Genomic DNA, 16,570 nt, shown 5'->3' on the forward strand with positions numbered 1-16,570 from the left:
AAGCCTGGCGAGATTTGCCACCAGTATATGGTAATTGGAAAAGCGTTTACAATCGATATAACAATTGGTCTAAAAAAGGCTATATCGCTGCGATACTGGCCGAGTTAAAAAAAAGATGGCGATCACGAATGGCACATTCTTGATGGGTCGATTATAAAAGTACATCAGGATGCCATGAGAAGTAGTTATGATAAAGCTGTGGAGGCAATCGGTCGTAGTGCAGGTGGACTCAGCACTAAAATTCATGCAAAAGTTGATTCCTTTGGGCAATTGGTAAATATTCTTTTAACACCAGGCCAGGTTCATGAGAGTCAAGTCGCTCACGAGATTTTTGCCGATGAGGATTGTGAGTTTTTTCTGGCAGAGAAAGCGTATGATATTGATGCTTTTCGGCAAAGTTTAGATAAAAAAGGTATAACATCAGTTATCCCCAGCAAACGAAACCGTTTAAATCCAACGACCTATGATTATCATATTTACAAAGAGAGGAACATTGTTGAGCGCTTTTTTCAAAAAATCAAGCGCTTTAGAAGAATTGCAACAAGATACGATAAAACTGCCAGAATGTATTTGACCGGCGTGATGTTTGTGAGCATATTATTGGCATTAAAATAAGATAGCATTTTTCGTGGTTCAATCTATTTTTCAGATAAAGCTTGCATGATGACTTCGATAACGGATGTGGTTTGTTGCAAAACATCATTGTTCCAAAACCGCAATACTTTAAAACCACGTGCATTTAACCAAACGCTGCGTTCCATATCATAGGCTTGATTCTCAAGATGTTGGCCGCCATCAAGTTCAACGATCAAGCGTTTTTCCAGGCATACAAAATCAACGATGTAAACTCCTAATGGAACTTGTCGCTTGAACTTAAACCCGAGCCGATTTGCACGAAGATTGTACCAAATATGCCTCTCAGCATCAGTACTTTGCTTTCGTAAATTTTTTGCACGCTGTCTCAGAATAGACTGTTCCATTCCCCTCTCCCCAACCCTCTCCCGCGAAAAGCAGCATCATACTATTCAAATTCCTTGCGCGGGAGAGGGGGCAGATTGGAGTAAATGAAAAAATAGGTGTACAGATTATAGTACACAAAAAACTTTAGGGACGTTGCCTAAAAAAAACCAGTATCCTTGTTAAAAATAAATTTCAATACGGTCAGTGAGTACATCTAAACTCTTTCACTGAAATTTAGTTTTACCTCGATCTATAAATCACCCAATACCACTAATCTGTAAAGATGCTGTAAAAATCACCTAAAATAAACCAATTTGTTCAACGAATGAATTAAAATGACTTAATCTTGTTTTGGAGAAATGATCATGGGTGTTAGCAAAAAAGAGATCGATAGATTACTTGAGTTAAAAAAGAAACAGGAACAATCCGAATTAGAAATCCTCGTTAAGCAGGAACTTTTGAGGCTGCAAGGGAGATACTGGCAATTTGCCACCATGAATGCAAAACAAATGGAAAAAGAGTTGCAGGAAAAAGGATATCCAAGCGAAATTCAGGTTAAAAGCAAGCAGATTGGCTCAATTGTTGATGATTATAAAGAAAAATACAGCAAAGAGAGTTGGTATAAAGAACCCCAAATAGAAGAAGGAAAAACAAATCTCGTATTCCCTTCAGATGAAGAGGTAGGAAATTTTTTTAAAGATCAGGCTCAAAACCATAAATGTTTTATAATAATCGATGGCGCTACAAACAAAGTGCTTGCCTATTCCAATGGTGATGGTGTTTTATACAACGGCAATAAAACAGTATACAATGGTGGGAAGTTCAGCCCTTCAGAAGTAGATTTTAGCAATTTTAAAGTGCCTAAAGCAGAAGAACAAACATCAGGGATGCAGCTCGCTTAACGTTAAACGCGACCACACACAATCCCCCATGTGCTATTGTACTAGACTTGAATGAATTGAATGTTCTTCTTTCTTAAAACCATTCAAGGTATTCTGCTTGAAAAAGGCAGGGGTATAGGTTGGCTTGAAATTCATCTCAATTGTTTCTGCTAGATGTTCTATCATATGTCCCAATATCTCTTTTGCATCAATATATTTTATCCATTTTCTAGCCAGTAATTCTTGATTAGCTTGTTGTTCAACCAGCTTAATTAGTCTAAAGCAGGGGGCATTGGGTGACATGGGAAAACAATGGTTTGCTGCAAATCGACTAAGCTCTTGAAATGCTCCTAATAAGCATTTGATTTGATCATTGGTATTGCTGTTTATTGCTAATTTATTGATGTCTTTTATGCTGCTAATGATGCGGAGCTGGGTTTGATAAACCTGTACACTGACATTAAATTGATAGCACATAAAAATATGGCTCATAGTCAATGCCTTATTGGATTCTGCCGTTGCTAAAAAATCAGCCGTGTTTTCACAATAATTGGTGATTGTTTTCGCAAAATGGGTTGTTCCTTGAGGATTCAATTCTTGCTCAGTTTTACTATAGGCGAATACTTCTCGGCTTCTTCGATTGGATTGTTGAAAAAAAGAATCCATGTAATGGGTTAAAATGTCATTAAGAATAAATCGTTGAGAGTTATATGCCATATCTAGAGTAAGAGCTTCGAAAATATTGTCTAACTCGATGTCAGTTACAGTGAATTGTTCCTGATTTGAATAAGTTTGGGACGATTGCACTTCCTTATTGAGTAAGAAAGCTTGATTGGCGATGTTATTGCATAGAATCTGTGGATCTTGGTTGAAGTGTTTTTTTATGAAAGCTCGAATTTGTAATTTCACTTCGTTACGAATGGTTTTGTTTTTTTTATCAGAAAGTGAAGTTAGCTCCTTCAATAATAATGTTCGATAAAGCAAAAACTCATCAGACACTTGTGCTGTTTGTATCAGAGGGTTAAGTCCTAAACCCGGTTTTATTTTGATGCACAAAGAAACTAAAAATGCGTAGGAATTATTCAATAATAGTTCAATGTTTTTGGTTGTAATTGGTTCATTATAATCTCGTCGTGCAATTCCTAGCATTTGTCGATAGTCCGGGTCCCCAAAAAACCGATTGTCTTCAGAATAAGCCGGCTCATGTACTTTGAATAACCGTAAAGCAGTATTGCATAAATGTTCATAAGGATTGGTTTTCTTGCTAGGAGAAAGATAATCTGGTGCTAAACGCCTGATATGGGCAAAGTCGGACTCGTTTCCAGCTAACCCACCCTTGTCTTCGGGAGAGTTGTAGAATTCCAACAGTTCTTGGGGAATGTATTTTACTTGGCTAATAATTTCTAACACTTGCTCTTTAATTTTTTGGCGTAACTCAAATTCCTTGATCACAGTTTGGTGGCTTTCTTCTTTAAGGTACTCCATGGTGCCTTGGACCCATTTGTGCACCAGTTTATGTTTATTACTATTGATTGCTTTAATCAATGTTTGTGTTTGTACTTTGCTTTGGGCGATTATTTTTTTATATTCATGCTCTAGATCGACTGAGATGGCTTTACTGTGCCTATAGCGAGAAGCATATTCTCTGAGCCAGCCGGAGATTGACCCTAAAGCAACGCTACTGCCATGAATGACTTGAATAAACTGTTGATTGATTTCCTGAAAATCTTTAGTGCTCTCAATGTCTTCTAGGGTTGTTTCTTTTACAAACGAACTTTCCTTTTTTAGTCGAATGTATTCATTGTTGATCATATCAATTGATTCTTGAATATGCTGTCGGTTATCCGAACTGCGCTTGTAGGTTAAGGCGCTCAATCTGGTGATTAGTACATGGCTTAAAATACTGGTTAAAGCAAAAACCAACACGGAAAATGCAAGAGCTGCCCAAATCATCGAGCCACCTAAAACAATCATCAAGGTAACGCCTACAATTGGAGCGAGGGTGATGCCGGCCAAGAGCGAAAATAGAGCGGGATAATTGGCTAATAACCCTTTCTGATTCATTTTCTCAACCAGGTAATCTCGAGCCAACATCATAAACTTCAATTGGATTTCTTGCGTGAAGGCAAGCCGTGTTTGTTCCGACTCGGAAATTTGATTTAGCCATTTAATAATTGGTGAATTCTGTTCACTTTGTATTTCCACCTCATGAACCTGATACAGTGAGTTAAAACCCGAGTTAAAAATTCGATTTAACTCGCTGACAAAATAGAGTTCAATTGACAAATGAATATACTCACGTTGTTCATTCTGTAATTCTGCTCGTTTGATAAAATCGTCTTTTGCATCTGGTTCTAAGGAGGATTGGCTTGTTCTACCCATGAATAACATTTCTCTAAAATGAAATAACTTAATGATTTCTATGGAGATTCGCTCGCATTCTTTTTTGATTAGGTTAGATAGTTCAGTATGTTTTTCAAGATTTTCATTAAACTCCTTTTGGACATTTTCAGGTGCCCCAAGAAATTCATGATTAAAATAGTCGAATAATACATCGCTAATGCCCTTGCCAAGGGCTAAAGAAAAAAGCTCTGCGGTGACCCCATTAAATAGGGAGTTTTCATCCATTCCTTTTGAATTAAAGAAAAAGTCCCTAATTGGCTGTGGGAATAACAGGGTTGCTTTGTCAAGATAATAGTTAATCCCAGTAGCTTCCTTTTCTAGTGCAGCAACGCTACTTGGTGCTCTACTTAGTGCGATGGTATCCAGATAAGAATTGACGAGTAAGCGAGTGTCAGCAATCTTTTCAAGCCAGGAATAGATTTTCTCTGGGTGTTCTGTTTGCTTAAGATACCCTGTAAATTGGGTAGTCATTTGATTTTCTAACTGTTTTTTGTGATTTTGATGAATGGCTTTAATAATACTAAGTTCTTTTACCTCCAAGTCAATCATGATGTGCTCCTGTTTAGAGTGATCACGTACAACTTAATGAGTTGAGTTTCCTTACTAAACGGCAAGCAAAAAGACTTTTAAATATCACAGGACTTACGAAAAACTCCAATCTCTTCGTTAAAAGACATTGGGGTTTTTCGTAAGCGTTTCAAGCACCAAGTGCTCTACATAAACTAGATAACTTCGAACAATCAACCCCTCATCTGCCCTTAGGGCACCTTTTCCCCTTTCCTGGGGCGAAGGGGAAGTTGAAGGGAGTTATTTAGAAGTCCTGTATCATCTAATCCAATAATCCTGGAAAAAGCAGTTGAAGTTTTCTGCGCGAGCTATGGGCACTGAATCTTCAACTGCCTTTTCTAGGATAATAATTTTTTACCAATAAATTCAATATAAATTTAGGGCTGTCGAAAAATGTTCTGTTTTGAACAACAAGTTTTAGTTCGTGCTGCTTAAGTTAGAGGTCATTTTAAGTTCTAGGAGTCAAAATTAGTACCTATTTTAATTTATCCTATTGTTTATTAATAGAAAATAATGATTGGATCCTATATTCCATCTATATTCTACCGTGTTAAGCTCGCGTGGTTTTTACATCAATTCTGATTCAAAGAAATAAGCCATTCTTAAAATTCAAAACGGAGTTATCATGCTTGAGAGAGTTCAAGAACTAATCAAAATGATGAGTTGGGCACGTAGTTTAAACGATAAATTATTTGTTTTAGAAGATGACTTAAGAAGGAACGGTCCCACTCATGAATGGTTTTGTGTTCTTGATGAACTGATGTTAAACCCTGATTTCAGAAAGGAAAAAAAATTTATTGCTCTGTATGAAGATGGCATTCACGTATTGTCACAACTATTAATGGAGTTATTCCGTCAGAAATTCATTCATATTGAAAATCCGATCACCAAAGAACAAGAAGAATTGATAAATAGTTTATCTTCTTTGGTCAAAAAAATAGAAATGCTGGAACAAGATAAAGTAAATACTGCAAACAAACAAAAAATCATTGGGTATCAAGCAAAAATCCTACACCGATTAGTTAATTACTGCATGGTTTATATTGACCCTCCTATTGAAGAGGTTTTAATTAGAAAAAAAGAAACCGCTCCTTCGCAAGCCGCAATGATTGATGCGTTGTTAGCAATGATTCTCATCATTAAAAATCAATCCTTGTTCGATCTAGAGTTATGTATTGCTCAATTACCAATGAACATCCTACCTGAAGTCATGATTGATGAGTTATCAAAATTAGTATTGGCACCCTTTGAAGAAAATGATTTTATCTATCAACGAACTGAATACGTAATCGATAAGAAAACGGAGCTCAGTACGTCAATTACCGTGAAAAAAACCTCTCGAGAGCAGTATGATCATTTTTTTGATTGGGTTTCAAGGTTTGTTGCAGCGGACATTTTAATCAAGAATAATCTAAATCTAAGTGTGGCACTTATTGCAATCAATCGATGGATCATGATTGCCAACACCCATTTAGAACACCATGACTTTGGTGGATTTAAGGCTATTTATTCTGCGTTCAGTAAACCTGCTGTAATCAGATTGATTGGGACCAGGAATCTTGCTACTGGTGATGAGCTGCGAGAAAATCTTACCGATGAAACTAGAGAGTTATTATCAAAACTCGATATAGCTTCTCGTACAAATCAGGTTCATAACCCGGCGCTAAAATCAGTAATTGATGGGATTGATCACGGGGATGTTGATAGTCGAGGAGATTTTCTATTTATCCCCGCAATTGATACTATTGTCCAAGCTATTGCCAAAGTTGATGGAGTAGCCTCTTTGCGAATGGCAGGAAATTTATACAAGCTCATTTGTTTAGGTAAAATCCTGAGTGACATGCAAAAGATTCAAGGACTTGATGGCCGCGGAATGCCTCTACCCGTAGATATGAAAGACTTTGTGGGTGATAGCTTGGCACAAATGAAAGAATTAGACGATGACGAGATGCATTACAAACTCACCATGTCCTTCTCGTATCAGCTTAAGAAGAAATCTAGATCAAATAGTATCAGCCCAGAAGAAATCCAAGAGGTGAAAGCAGCAAAAACAGCACAGCAAGAATGGACTAAAGCGAGACAAAATAGATCTAAATTAAAAAATTATGCCCCATCGCAATTACAAGTACATGTAGCTATCAGAGATAAACTTAAAGTGCTGGATACCACACAACCCCTGTCAAGAAAGAACAATGAAAAAAAGCTAGAAACTAGTATCGCACGAAATCTTAACAGCCTTATTACTAAATTGGATATGGAAGTGCTTGATATTCTTATGTATCTCCAAGCAAATGAGCATAGGCGAATTTACAAGCATTCCCTAACCTCAGCTCAACGCGAACAGTTACTGAAAGCAAGAAAAAAAATGCATTCATTTATGGACGACAATGAACCTATTCCTCCTGCACTAAAAATAACACAATCTGCTTCTCTTGAGTTTGTAGACGACAATCCGGGTGGGGAAGATGATCAAAATCCTATAAGTCGAATCCCATCAAATTTATCAACAACCGACAATGTTTCTAATAGCAGCATGAGTTTGATTACGGGTGACACGGCTGGGTTCCAACAACCAATAAAACAATATCAAGATGATCTGGATGGCATTATCATTCAAGAAGTATCGAACGATTTGTTATCAGTGGCGCCCGCACAACTCGAGGATGTGAATAGCAGCGACATGAGCAAGGAGGGTAATCGACTGAGTCTGCCGTTTCCAAATACGATCGATCATGCTGCTGATGGGCAAGGTGAGTTACAATCGACCACAGCACTTCTGAGTACACTCTCAAACTCAAGATTACATTATACTAAAAATCATGAATTCAGAGCAGGTGCAAAACGATTTTTTGAATTGGCAGCGAAAAAAAGCCAGAAAAAAATGGGGGATAATGATCCAGTTGAACTCGCCTTAATGAGTAAATTAGATCCCATTGCTCGTGGTGCAATTGAAGAGTTTTTTCAATCGGAGCAAAAGTTTCATCAGATCATACAGCAGTTTGTTGAGGTCATTGATGAACACATGCTTCCAAATAGTGAGTTTTCAGAAAAGGTACAATTTACCTTAACTTATTTGTTAGCCCCTTACCGGCTTTGTATTCATAATCCTTTTTTGGTGGTTGATACTTCAGGATCACTTGAAGCGGAATTATTATCTAAACTGAACATCATTAAAAGCACTTTAAATAATAACAAATACTTTAGGTCCATGTTAAAAGGGATCGAATTTTGTACGATTAATTATGATTTATTGAATCAATTGATTCGAGAAAAAAAACCAATTTGGTCCAAATCATTGAATAAAACGAGCTCTATTTTTTCATCCATTGATAGAAAATTGATGGAATCACAATTGAGGTCTAATCGTCCTGCTTTTAAGCTTGCTGACGCACATATAGTTCCGACGCAACGCTTAATGCGTATCAAGTTGTTATTAGTACAAATTCTTGGCGAGCCTAAAATGGAGCGCGGGGTCCTTATTTATAAAAATGGACTCAATGGATTGCTAAGACGCTTGAAAAATGAGCTGGATACGATTACTGAATCGGAGGAGGGGCCGGATTTAACCACTAAAAAACAATACGTATTGGCGGAAATAAAAGCTTGTGGAGGTTTGTGTGATGAATTCAATGAGGTGATGAATTTTATTGATTATGAAATATCCAGAATAAACCAAACAAAAGATGTGTATAAGCATTCATTTGAAATTAATCATGTCATTGATTTTATTATTAAATTTGAAAAATGTAATTCCAATGACATTGAATTGCTCAATGATTTAAAACGAAGCATAGAAACAATTCGTGATCGACGATTGGCTGAGGAATTATCAGTTAACTCCACAATGGGCTATCATCAAGCAAACATACGTTATTTGAAGGAAATGAATTTAGTGCTTCAAGGGCAAAAATGGCATTTTCAAAATAAATCCATTTTTGATAAATTGGTATATCTTCAAGAATCAATCTACTCAACCCTCGGAAAGATTGAATTATCATTAGTAATAAAAATCGAGGAGTTACGCGCTCCAAACCCACAGCCAGTGAATCAACCGAACAATAATAACAACAATCGTAATGCACTGATAACTCCGGCTGGGACATCGACTCAGCATAATCCAGAACGATTTTTTTCTCTTAGTGATGAAGTTGAGTTTAATCGAGTTGCCCAATTAAGAAGGGAGCTCGGAGATAGAAGTCAAGTTGCAATAGAATATCCATTCCCAAAGCCTTAACAAAATTACCGATTTAGTTAGTTATGCGTTGCTTGTATTGGTCAGAGTGACAGCAATAGATTCTGCCGCCCTAAGATTGCTATTGCTGGAGCTTGATGCATGACAATAAATGAATACAAATGGTTCGATTTACGAGTGATTCAAAAACCAAAAACGCAGAACTGCGTAGAAATACGTATTAGTACATAATTTAATCAATCCTTAATAATCCCTACGTATAATTTTTTAAAGAGGAGATTTTTCCAGGAGGTATCACTCAAAAAAGTAGATTAAATCATGTTTAAAAATATTTCATTTTTCGGTTTAAGACAAAAACCAGCAGTATCCTTTAGTAGACCCTATAGCGACTTCCAGCTAGTAACAGATAAACATGTACCAGCAACAGATGTAGTCTGGCATCGAGTTCATGGACAAGTTTCGGAAGCGGTTTTTAAAGATGGTTTTTCTGGAAGGGAGAATTTACCTACAGATAATCTAAAATCTTATATCGCCTTTAATACGAAATTTGGTGGATTCGGAGGGACAGTGAGTATTGAAAAGGCTGTAGAGTTTGCTAAAAGTGGAGCAAATAATATAAAGAACTTTGTGTATTCTTCTGTAAATCCTAATCAAAAAATTAGCATACCTGCCTTTATACGCGAAATGACCGATACAATCTCTGAATCAGCAACTGCTTCAAAAATAAACGAAATGGAAGTGATGGCGTTAGGCGATATAGAACCCGAGTTTGTTTTTTATGCCACAGATGACCTTGAAAATTTAGCTCGAGGCAACGAAGTAGAGAATTTAATGCACCGTGCTAATCCAAAATTACCTGCAACTTATAGAAGTAGTGATGTGGCTACACCTGCATCCATATTGTTGCACTTAGCAAAATCGGGATGTACTGATATTATTGCGGAGTTCGTACAGAAACAATTATTTAGTGTAGATGATTTGGTACAGCTTGCAAAACAAACAGGGTCCTCTGAATTATCTGGATGCCTTGACTGTATTCATCTTGGTGATAATTTTGGCAGATTAAGCGCGAATTGAAAATAGAAAATCTCACTACTGCCAGCCTAAAAACGTACTGATTTTTGGGCTGGTTAGTTCGGTTAAGACAGCGGGAGTGACAAGCATCAAACTTGCGACCCCTATCTCACGAATGATCAAGTACAAACATTGTATACGGAGGGGATATGTGTATATTTATTCGACCTAATGCGGACTTCATCCTAATTCCTCTATTTATATGGTCGGAGTGACAAGAATCGAACTTGCGACCCCTGCCTCCCGAAGGCGATCCCGATTGTTTCTTAATGTATTTCTATATATCTCCATGAACAATAACTCCTTGTAATACGAGGGTTAATGGCATTTTCATGATGTACAGTGATATATTGTTATGTTACATTCCACAATGAAAATGCACCCTGCATGCACCCTGTAATTAAAAAATAGGATTTTTATTACATGACTGTGATATTAACTATGATAAAGTCCAGGGTATTAAAAAAGCAAGGATTAAGCAGTAGAAGAATTTCGTTGGTGCTATAAACCAAAAAACCACCGAAAAGGTGGTTCTTGGTCAACTGCTAAAAGGGGCGCTTTCGCGGATCCCTAAAAGCTTACGATGTAATTATGAGTCATTTTACATGGATATGTCAAATTTTTGGGTTATTTTTTGGATAACTATTCTAATTTGATGCAACAGGATAGGGTATGAAAGAATATATTAGTGCATTATCAATAGATAGGCTTACAAGTTATGAAATATTATGTCCAAACAGAGTGGATACGGATATTATAGGGGCTTATCATTGGAATTTATTAATAAGCCAAGCATTTTATCCCTTTATACATTCAGTAGAGGTTGCATTACGTAATTCAATTCACAACGCAGCTACCAAAAAGTTTGAGGATGAATTTTGGTTCGATATCGTTCTAACTGATGGTAAGTCAAAATCAATTCTTGAAGATACCAAAAACGATTTACATCGCAGATTTGGGCAAGTAACAGCGTCAGACATTGTTGCAGGATTAACATTTGGATTTTGGACGAATTTAATAAAACAAAAAACATACACTGATCAATTTAATCCAAACCGACTATGGCCTGACCTGATTCCTTCGGTTTTCCCTCATTATGCAAGAGGGCATGATGATAGAAAGAATATTTCCAAGCGATTTGAGGAAATAAGGCTGATTAGAAATCGCTTGTTTCATCACGAGCCTATCTGGAAATTTAAAAATGCCCAAACACCGCAAGAATGTATCGCTGAATTGCGTCGTAAATTCAATGACACATTTAAAGCGATTGGCTGGATATCAAAATATAAACGAAATTGTTTAAGAGAATTTGGTTTTGTTGAATCGTTTAAAAACAATTGCACTCTTGAGATTTTGGAAAGCTATAAAGTGAAGGGTGCGGAAATATTACAAAAATTAGCAGATTAATTATGAAGGCAAAAATCAATAACACGCTTATTAAAAAACTACTTCCTAGAGATAAAGAATACGAAGTTCATGATCTTGATCTAAAAGGATTCATGATAAGAGTATTTCCATCAGGAACCATGCGTTACGTCTGCCAGTACAAAAGAGGCAAAAAAATTAATCTTGGAACAGTCGGGGTTATGACAGCAGCTCAAGCTCGTGAAAAGGCTATTGAAGTGCTAAGTAATGCTAATAAGGGGATTGAGCCAATTGCACAAAAAGGGATAAATAAACCTAAGACACTGCAAGAATTTATTGAGAGTGATTATAAGCCATGGGTTCTATCAACGCATAAACGAGGCCAAGAAACGCTAGCAGGGCTTATTAGATGTTACAAGGCTTTTTTTTCAAAGCCATTGGTTGAAATTACGCCCGCTCTTGTAGAACAATGGCGTGTTAAGCGTCTTAATGACGGCACTTCCCAGGCAACCTTAAATCGTAATATTACCATGCTGAAATCACTGATGACTAAGGCAGTAGAATGGGGCTTTATAAAGGAGAACGCACTTGGTAAGTTAAAACCATATAAAATAGATCGGTCACCTAAAATTCGATACTTGTCATTTGAAGAAGAGACACGTTTACGCGAAGCGTTAATCGAACGAGACAATCAACTTCGACTGATGCGAAAAAATGGAAATATCTGGCGAGAAACGCGAGGTTATGATTTATTGCCTGAGCTTTCAGAAGACAATGCCTGTGATTACTTAATGCCGATGGTGCTATTGTCGATTAACACAGGATTAAGACGAGGCGAATTATTTCATTTGACCTGGGATATGGTGAATTTGTCAGAAGGTTCATTGATTTTGTCTGGTGAAATCACTAAAAACAAACATTCTCGTTTTATTCCGCTTAATGATGAGGCTTATAAAATTTTGGATCATCTACATAAAAAAGCAGAGATAAAAGAAGGATTGGTTTTTCTAAGTAAAAATAATCAACCATTTAACCATGTGAAACGCTCATGGGGATCGTTATTGAAAAAAGCAAATATTACGCAGTTTCGATGGCATGATTTACGGCACCATTTTGCGAGTAAGCTGGTGATGGCTGGGGTAGATCTAAATACGGTTCGTGAGTTATTAGGACATTCCGATATTGCCATGACGCTGAGGTATGCGCATTTGGCGCCGGAACATAAAGTGAATGCCGTTAGAAAAATAGATTGGTCAATGCAGGGATAGGAAATGAATAGTCATACTTCAAAATATGCAGAAAGAAACAGGCCCATAAGAAAAGTTGAGCGATTTATTCTCAAGATAATGATTTTTGTGGTCATACCTATTAGCTGCGTATTGGGAATAGTTTATCCAACTGGCAAAATAAGTAACTCGTTACCGGTATTATTTTCATTAGCTGGTTTGATCCAACTCGAAGTGGCAGGCTTATTTGAGTATATAGATTATCTGGGTAAAGAATTAGAAAAAATATACGACGAATCTGGCCGTGTTCCTAGTAACATTACAAGAGCAATCTATGAGTATTATAATCCTGAGCCAACTGTAAAAGCATTTATTAATAACCAACTTTACTTAAATAAACGAGTTGGCTTCTATCTATTGTTGATTGGTGGATTGATTCAATTATTCACTATATGGCTTATATAGTGATTCCTTCTGTATTAATTGGGATTTGTGATCCATTCGTGTCGGAATATGCAGAAACGAGCTAGGTGATTTTAGGGGTAGTTTAGATTGATCGTTTGCCCTAGTTTGATATGGTATCAAATTTCCATCGATGCCAAATAACTGGAGCAATGGATAAAATTAAATCTGGCGAGATAACTGGATCACTGACTGAAGTTCTATTGTTATTACAAACTAATAAATATTTATCTTCACTTTTTATAAATCGTCGAAAAAAGATGCCTTCTGTGGTTTCGACTATACAATTATTACCTACGCATTGATTTTTTTTATCTTGATTTATAAATTTAATCCCACCAACAATGTCGCCAACCTTATACTCTGGCTCCATTGAATCATCTGAGATTCTTATAACAACAGCATTGGGGTTATTCGTTTTAAAGAAATCTATCTCTTTTTGTATGGCTTGTTCTGAGGCGATAAGATCACCAACTGTATCTGCAAGAGATGGATAATTTTGAAATTCATTTTCGATCACTGATGGGCCTTTTCCTATGCCTTCTAGTAACCAATCAATCGAACAAGTCACATCATATTGATGAAGTATTTCTATTAAAGAAGCAGCTTTGGTTTTATTTATTGGGTTTCTTCCAAGCTCCCATGATTGAAGTGTATGGATACTGATTCCATGCTTTTCTTCTAAATCTTTTCGAGATAAGCCAGCAAGCATGCGCGCTCTTTTGATGCGATGCCCCATTGCAGAACTATCTTCATTTACTTTAATAGCATTTTTCATAAATATGTATTTACATTTATACGTGATATATGTATATAATAAATCAATATACGCGATTTGCGTATATTTTATGTGAATTTATACGCGTTATAAGTGTAAGGATGCCTCTAAAATTAATTATTTTCAACACTTTAAACAAAATCAGTCTTTAAAGGTCAATTTCAAATAGGAATGTAAGTAACTAATGGACATGTCAATAAACCATGATGAGCTGGAAGCAATGAGTGGCTTACTTCATATCCAGCAATTGGCTTATTTAAGAGGAATTAGGCCGTATATGGATGTTAAAACAAGAATAACAGGTATCAAGCGGCGAATTAGTTATCAGTCGATATCTGAGCAGCTCTATATCGAGCCTCATCAAGGAATTAAAAGCCAAAATTTTTCACGTGATCAAGTTCGTCGAGCTGTTTATGGATTGGTTCGTGCTGGTTTGATTGAGGTTCAATCGGAAGGTATGCAGCTGATTTTAAAATGCTTATTGGCTTCTACGGATTATTCTGTCCGAAATAAAGCCGCCATAAACCCACCACAGAAAGCCACCACAAAGTCGCATGAGGAACTTATTGAAAATATTAGGTTTTCTGAAGATGAGACTTTGAAAGCCGACATAGCTAATACTCAGAAAGCCGCCATACCTCTAATAAAAGATAATTATATTTATTTATTACAACGCTTCGACCATTTTTGGCTTATGTACCCCGAGAAAAAGTCACGTGAGCGTGCTTTTGAAATTTTTCAAAAAATTAATCCAGATGAGCATTTACTGCAAACCATGTTGCAAGCACTGGATAGCCAAATTAAATCTCGTAAAACAAAAGAAGCGCATGGCGAATGGGTTCCAGCCTGGAAATTTCCAGCGAACTGGTTATCACAGAAGTGTTGGGAAGATGAAATCAGAATCGAATTAAAGCCGGAGAAAAGGAATGAGAAGTGTCGCACAAGTACTGGAACAGCCCATGATCCCTTCTGGAATCCAGAAGCAGAAGACTCAGCAAGCACCGGAGAGGATGAATACCAGCAAGACAATGTCGTCAGCATGCAACGCTATCGACAAGCGGATTGAGAACTTGTTTACCCGTTTTGCTGTCTTTTATGGGCATCTGTGGCGCAGCCAGTTTAAAAGCGATGGATTTTTAGAGTTTGCAAAAAAAGAGTGGTCGGAGGGTATAGAACCATTTAGCGATGAGATTTTGAATCAGGCCATTTTAATGTGCCGGGATTATTGTGACATGCCGCCTAGCCTACCCCAAATGATTGGATTTTGTCGTGGTATCAAAAAGCGAAGTTCCTTTTATGTTGCAAACAAGGGGCATAGGCCTGCCACTAAGGCTGTAGTCGAAGAACATATCAAGCAATGCAAAGCATATTTACTTTAATAAAAAAAGGAGAAACACCATGTTGGTTTTAACAAGAAAAGTCGGGGAGTCAGTGGTTATCAGTGAAAACATATACTGTACGGTGGTGGATTACCGGCACGGAGAGATTCGTCTGGCTTTTGATGCGCCCCAGACTATTCCTATTCATAGGGATGAAATTCAGCGCCGCATTTATCTTAATCGTGAACAAGAAGGGGGGTATTGCGACAACAAATCCAGTCAAGAAAGCGTGGTTGATCGCCTAATCAATCAATTCAAACATGGGGTGAGTCCAGCTCAGGGCCATCAATAACTGTATGAAGGTGAACCCAATGATAGAGCTGGAAGAACATGAAATATCGGTTAAAGACCGTGCCAAAGAAAAGCTGAAGCGTGATTTAGGTGAATTGATTGTAGGGACGCTTAATGATCCGAAAACAGTAGAAATCATGCTCAATGCAGATGGCAGGCTTTGGCAAGAGCGTCTGGGTGAAACGATGCGCTGTATTGGAAGTATTACCGAGGCGCGGGCGGAAAGCATTATCAAAACCGTCGCAGGGTTTCATGGAAAAGAAGTTACTCGTTTTAAGCCTTTGTTGGAAGGGGAGTTGCCTTTGGATGGATCTCGTTTCGCAGGTCAGCTGCCGCCTGTTGTCTCACACCCAACTTTTGCCATTCGTAAAAAAGCTTTATCAGTTTTTACTCTGAATCACTATGTTGAGTCAGGAATAATGACGGAATCTCAGTGCGAGGTCATTGAGCAGGTGGTGGTGGCACATCGCAATATTTTGGTCATTGGCGGTACGGGATCGGGTAAGACTACTTTGGTCAACGCCATTATCAATGAGATGGTTATTCATGCACCTGAGGAACGTATTTTTATCATTGAGGATACCGGCGAAATTCAATGTACTGCTAAAAATTGCGTCCAATATCACACCACTCTTGATGTCAGTATGACCCAGCTTTTGAAAACCACACTCAGGATGCGGCCAGACCGAATTCTTGTTGGTGAAGTTAGAGGTAGTGAAGCGCTGGATTTACTTGATGCTTGGAATACGGGCCATGAGGGTGGCGCTGCCACTTTGCATGCCAATAACTGTCTTGCAGGACTTCATCGCTTGAAATCGCTCATTACCCGTAACCCCGCAGCGCCTACTGAAATTGAACCTTTGATTGGTGAGACGGTTCATTGTGTGGTGCATATCGCAAGAACCCCGCAAGGACGCAGAGTTGAAGAAATTATATCGGTTAATGGATATGAAAACGGTCATTACAACATCGAACAACTTATTTAAGGAGAA

At 37.5% G+C, this 16,570-nt stretch carries 14 protein-coding genes and 1 pseudogene; 12 read left to right on the forward strand and 3 right to left on the reverse strand.

What is annotated here, in order from left to right:
• Window positions 1-143, forward strand: a 143-nt coding sequence (locus Lwal_RS18215) for a transposase (protein WP_193787234.1), incomplete at its 5' end; no start/stop codon positions are given.
• Window positions 130-615: pseudogene (locus tag Lwal_RS12775) on the forward strand (IS5 family transposase); the annotation flags it as partial. The gene Lwal_RS18215 and the pseudogene Lwal_RS12775, both read left to right, overlap by 14 nt.
• A gap of 23 nt (window positions 616-638) precedes the next feature.
• On the opposite strand, the gene Lwal_RS12780 reads toward Lwal_RS12775, so the two are convergent.
• A complete protein-coding gene (locus Lwal_RS12780) occupies window positions 639-980 on the reverse strand; it encodes an endonuclease domain-containing protein (RefSeq protein ID WP_083500099.1) in 342 nt (113 codons plus the stop codon).
• A gap of 345 nt (window positions 981-1,325) precedes the next feature.
• Between Lwal_RS12780 and Lwal_RS12785 the strand changes: the two genes are divergently transcribed.
• Window positions 1,326-1,862 (forward strand): hypothetical protein, encoded by a 537-nt coding sequence (locus Lwal_RS12785; protein WP_058481190.1) that lies wholly within the window; start codon window positions 1,326-1,328, stop codon window positions 1,860-1,862.
• 33 nt (window positions 1,863-1,895) lie between these two features.
• On the opposite strand, the gene Lwal_RS12790 is transcribed toward Lwal_RS12785, so the two are convergent.
• Window positions 1,896-4,793 (reverse strand): hypothetical protein, encoded by a 2,898-nt coding sequence (locus tag Lwal_RS12790; RefSeq protein ID WP_058481191.1) that lies wholly within the window; start codon window positions 4,791-4,793, stop codon window positions 1,896-1,898.
• 643 nt (window positions 4,794-5,436) lie between these two features.
• On the opposite strand from Lwal_RS12790, the gene Lwal_RS12795 reads away from it, so the two are divergent.
• The 5 genes from Lwal_RS12795 to Lwal_RS12815 all read left to right on the forward strand — a co-directional run bounded on the left by Lwal_RS12795 (window position 5,437) and on the right by Lwal_RS12815 (window position 13,133).
• On the forward strand, window positions 5,437-9,045 hold the full coding sequence (locus Lwal_RS12795; RefSeq protein ID WP_058481192.1) for a RasGEF domain-containing protein: 3,609 nt from the start codon (window positions 5,437-5,439) through the stop codon (window positions 9,043-9,045).
• A gap of 276 nt (window positions 9,046-9,321) precedes the next feature.
• Window positions 9,322-10,080: a hypothetical protein gene (locus Lwal_RS12800; RefSeq protein WP_058481193.1), complete on the forward strand. Its 759-nt coding sequence runs from the start codon at window positions 9,322-9,324 to the stop codon at window positions 10,078-10,080.
• 669 nt (window positions 10,081-10,749) lie between these two features.
• The gene (locus tag Lwal_RS12805; protein WP_058481194.1) at window positions 10,750-11,484 is read left to right on the forward strand and encodes an Abi family protein; all 735 of its coding nucleotides are present in this window, start codon (window positions 10,750-10,752) and stop codon (window positions 11,482-11,484) included.
• A gap of 2 nt (window positions 11,485-11,486) precedes the next feature.
• Entirely contained in the window at window positions 11,487-12,710 is a 1,224-nt protein-coding gene (locus tag Lwal_RS12810) for a site-specific integrase (RefSeq protein ID WP_058481195.1), read from the forward strand.
• A gap of 3 nt (window positions 12,711-12,713) precedes the next feature.
• The gene (locus tag Lwal_RS12815; protein ID WP_058481196.1) at window positions 12,714-13,133 is read left to right on the forward strand and encodes a hypothetical protein; all 420 of its coding nucleotides are present in this window, start codon (window positions 12,714-12,716) and stop codon (window positions 13,131-13,133) included.
• Window positions 13,134-13,233: 100 nt separating this feature from the next.
• Here Lwal_RS12815 and Lwal_RS12820 read toward each other — a convergent pair whose 3' ends face one another.
• Window positions 13,234-13,908 (reverse strand): XRE family transcriptional regulator, encoded by a 675-nt coding sequence (locus Lwal_RS12820; RefSeq protein ID WP_058481197.1) that lies wholly within the window; start codon window positions 13,906-13,908, stop codon window positions 13,234-13,236.
• A 184-nt stretch (window positions 13,909-14,092) separates the two neighbouring features.
• On the opposite strand from Lwal_RS12820, the gene Lwal_RS12825 reads away from it, so the two are divergent.
• From Lwal_RS12825 to trbB, 4 genes are read left to right on the forward strand one after another with little or no spacing between them, the layout of a single operon-like run.
• Window positions 14,093-14,974 (forward strand): hypothetical protein, encoded by an 882-nt coding sequence (locus tag Lwal_RS12825; protein WP_058481198.1) that lies wholly within the window; start codon window positions 14,093-14,095, stop codon window positions 14,972-14,974.
• A gap of 4 nt (window positions 14,975-14,978) precedes the next feature.
• Window positions 14,979-15,287: a hypothetical protein gene (locus Lwal_RS12830; protein WP_058481199.1), complete on the forward strand. Its 309-nt coding sequence runs from the start codon at window positions 14,979-14,981 to the stop codon at window positions 15,285-15,287.
• A gap of 19 nt (window positions 15,288-15,306) precedes the next feature.
• On the forward strand, window positions 15,307-15,579 hold the full coding sequence (locus Lwal_RS12835) for a carbon storage regulator (protein WP_058481200.1): 273 nt from the start codon (window positions 15,307-15,309) through the stop codon (window positions 15,577-15,579).
• A 19-nt stretch (window positions 15,580-15,598) separates the two neighbouring features.
• On the forward strand, window positions 15,599-16,564 hold the full coding sequence (trbB, locus tag Lwal_RS12840; protein WP_058481201.1) for a P-type conjugative transfer ATPase TrbB: 966 nt from the start codon (window positions 15,599-15,601) through the stop codon (window positions 16,562-16,564).
• Window positions 16,565-16,570 lie beyond the last annotated feature (6 nt).

The organism is Legionella waltersii, assembly GCF_001468085.1.
GTDB lineage: Bacteria > Pseudomonadota > Gammaproteobacteria > Legionellales > Legionellaceae > Legionella > Legionella waltersii.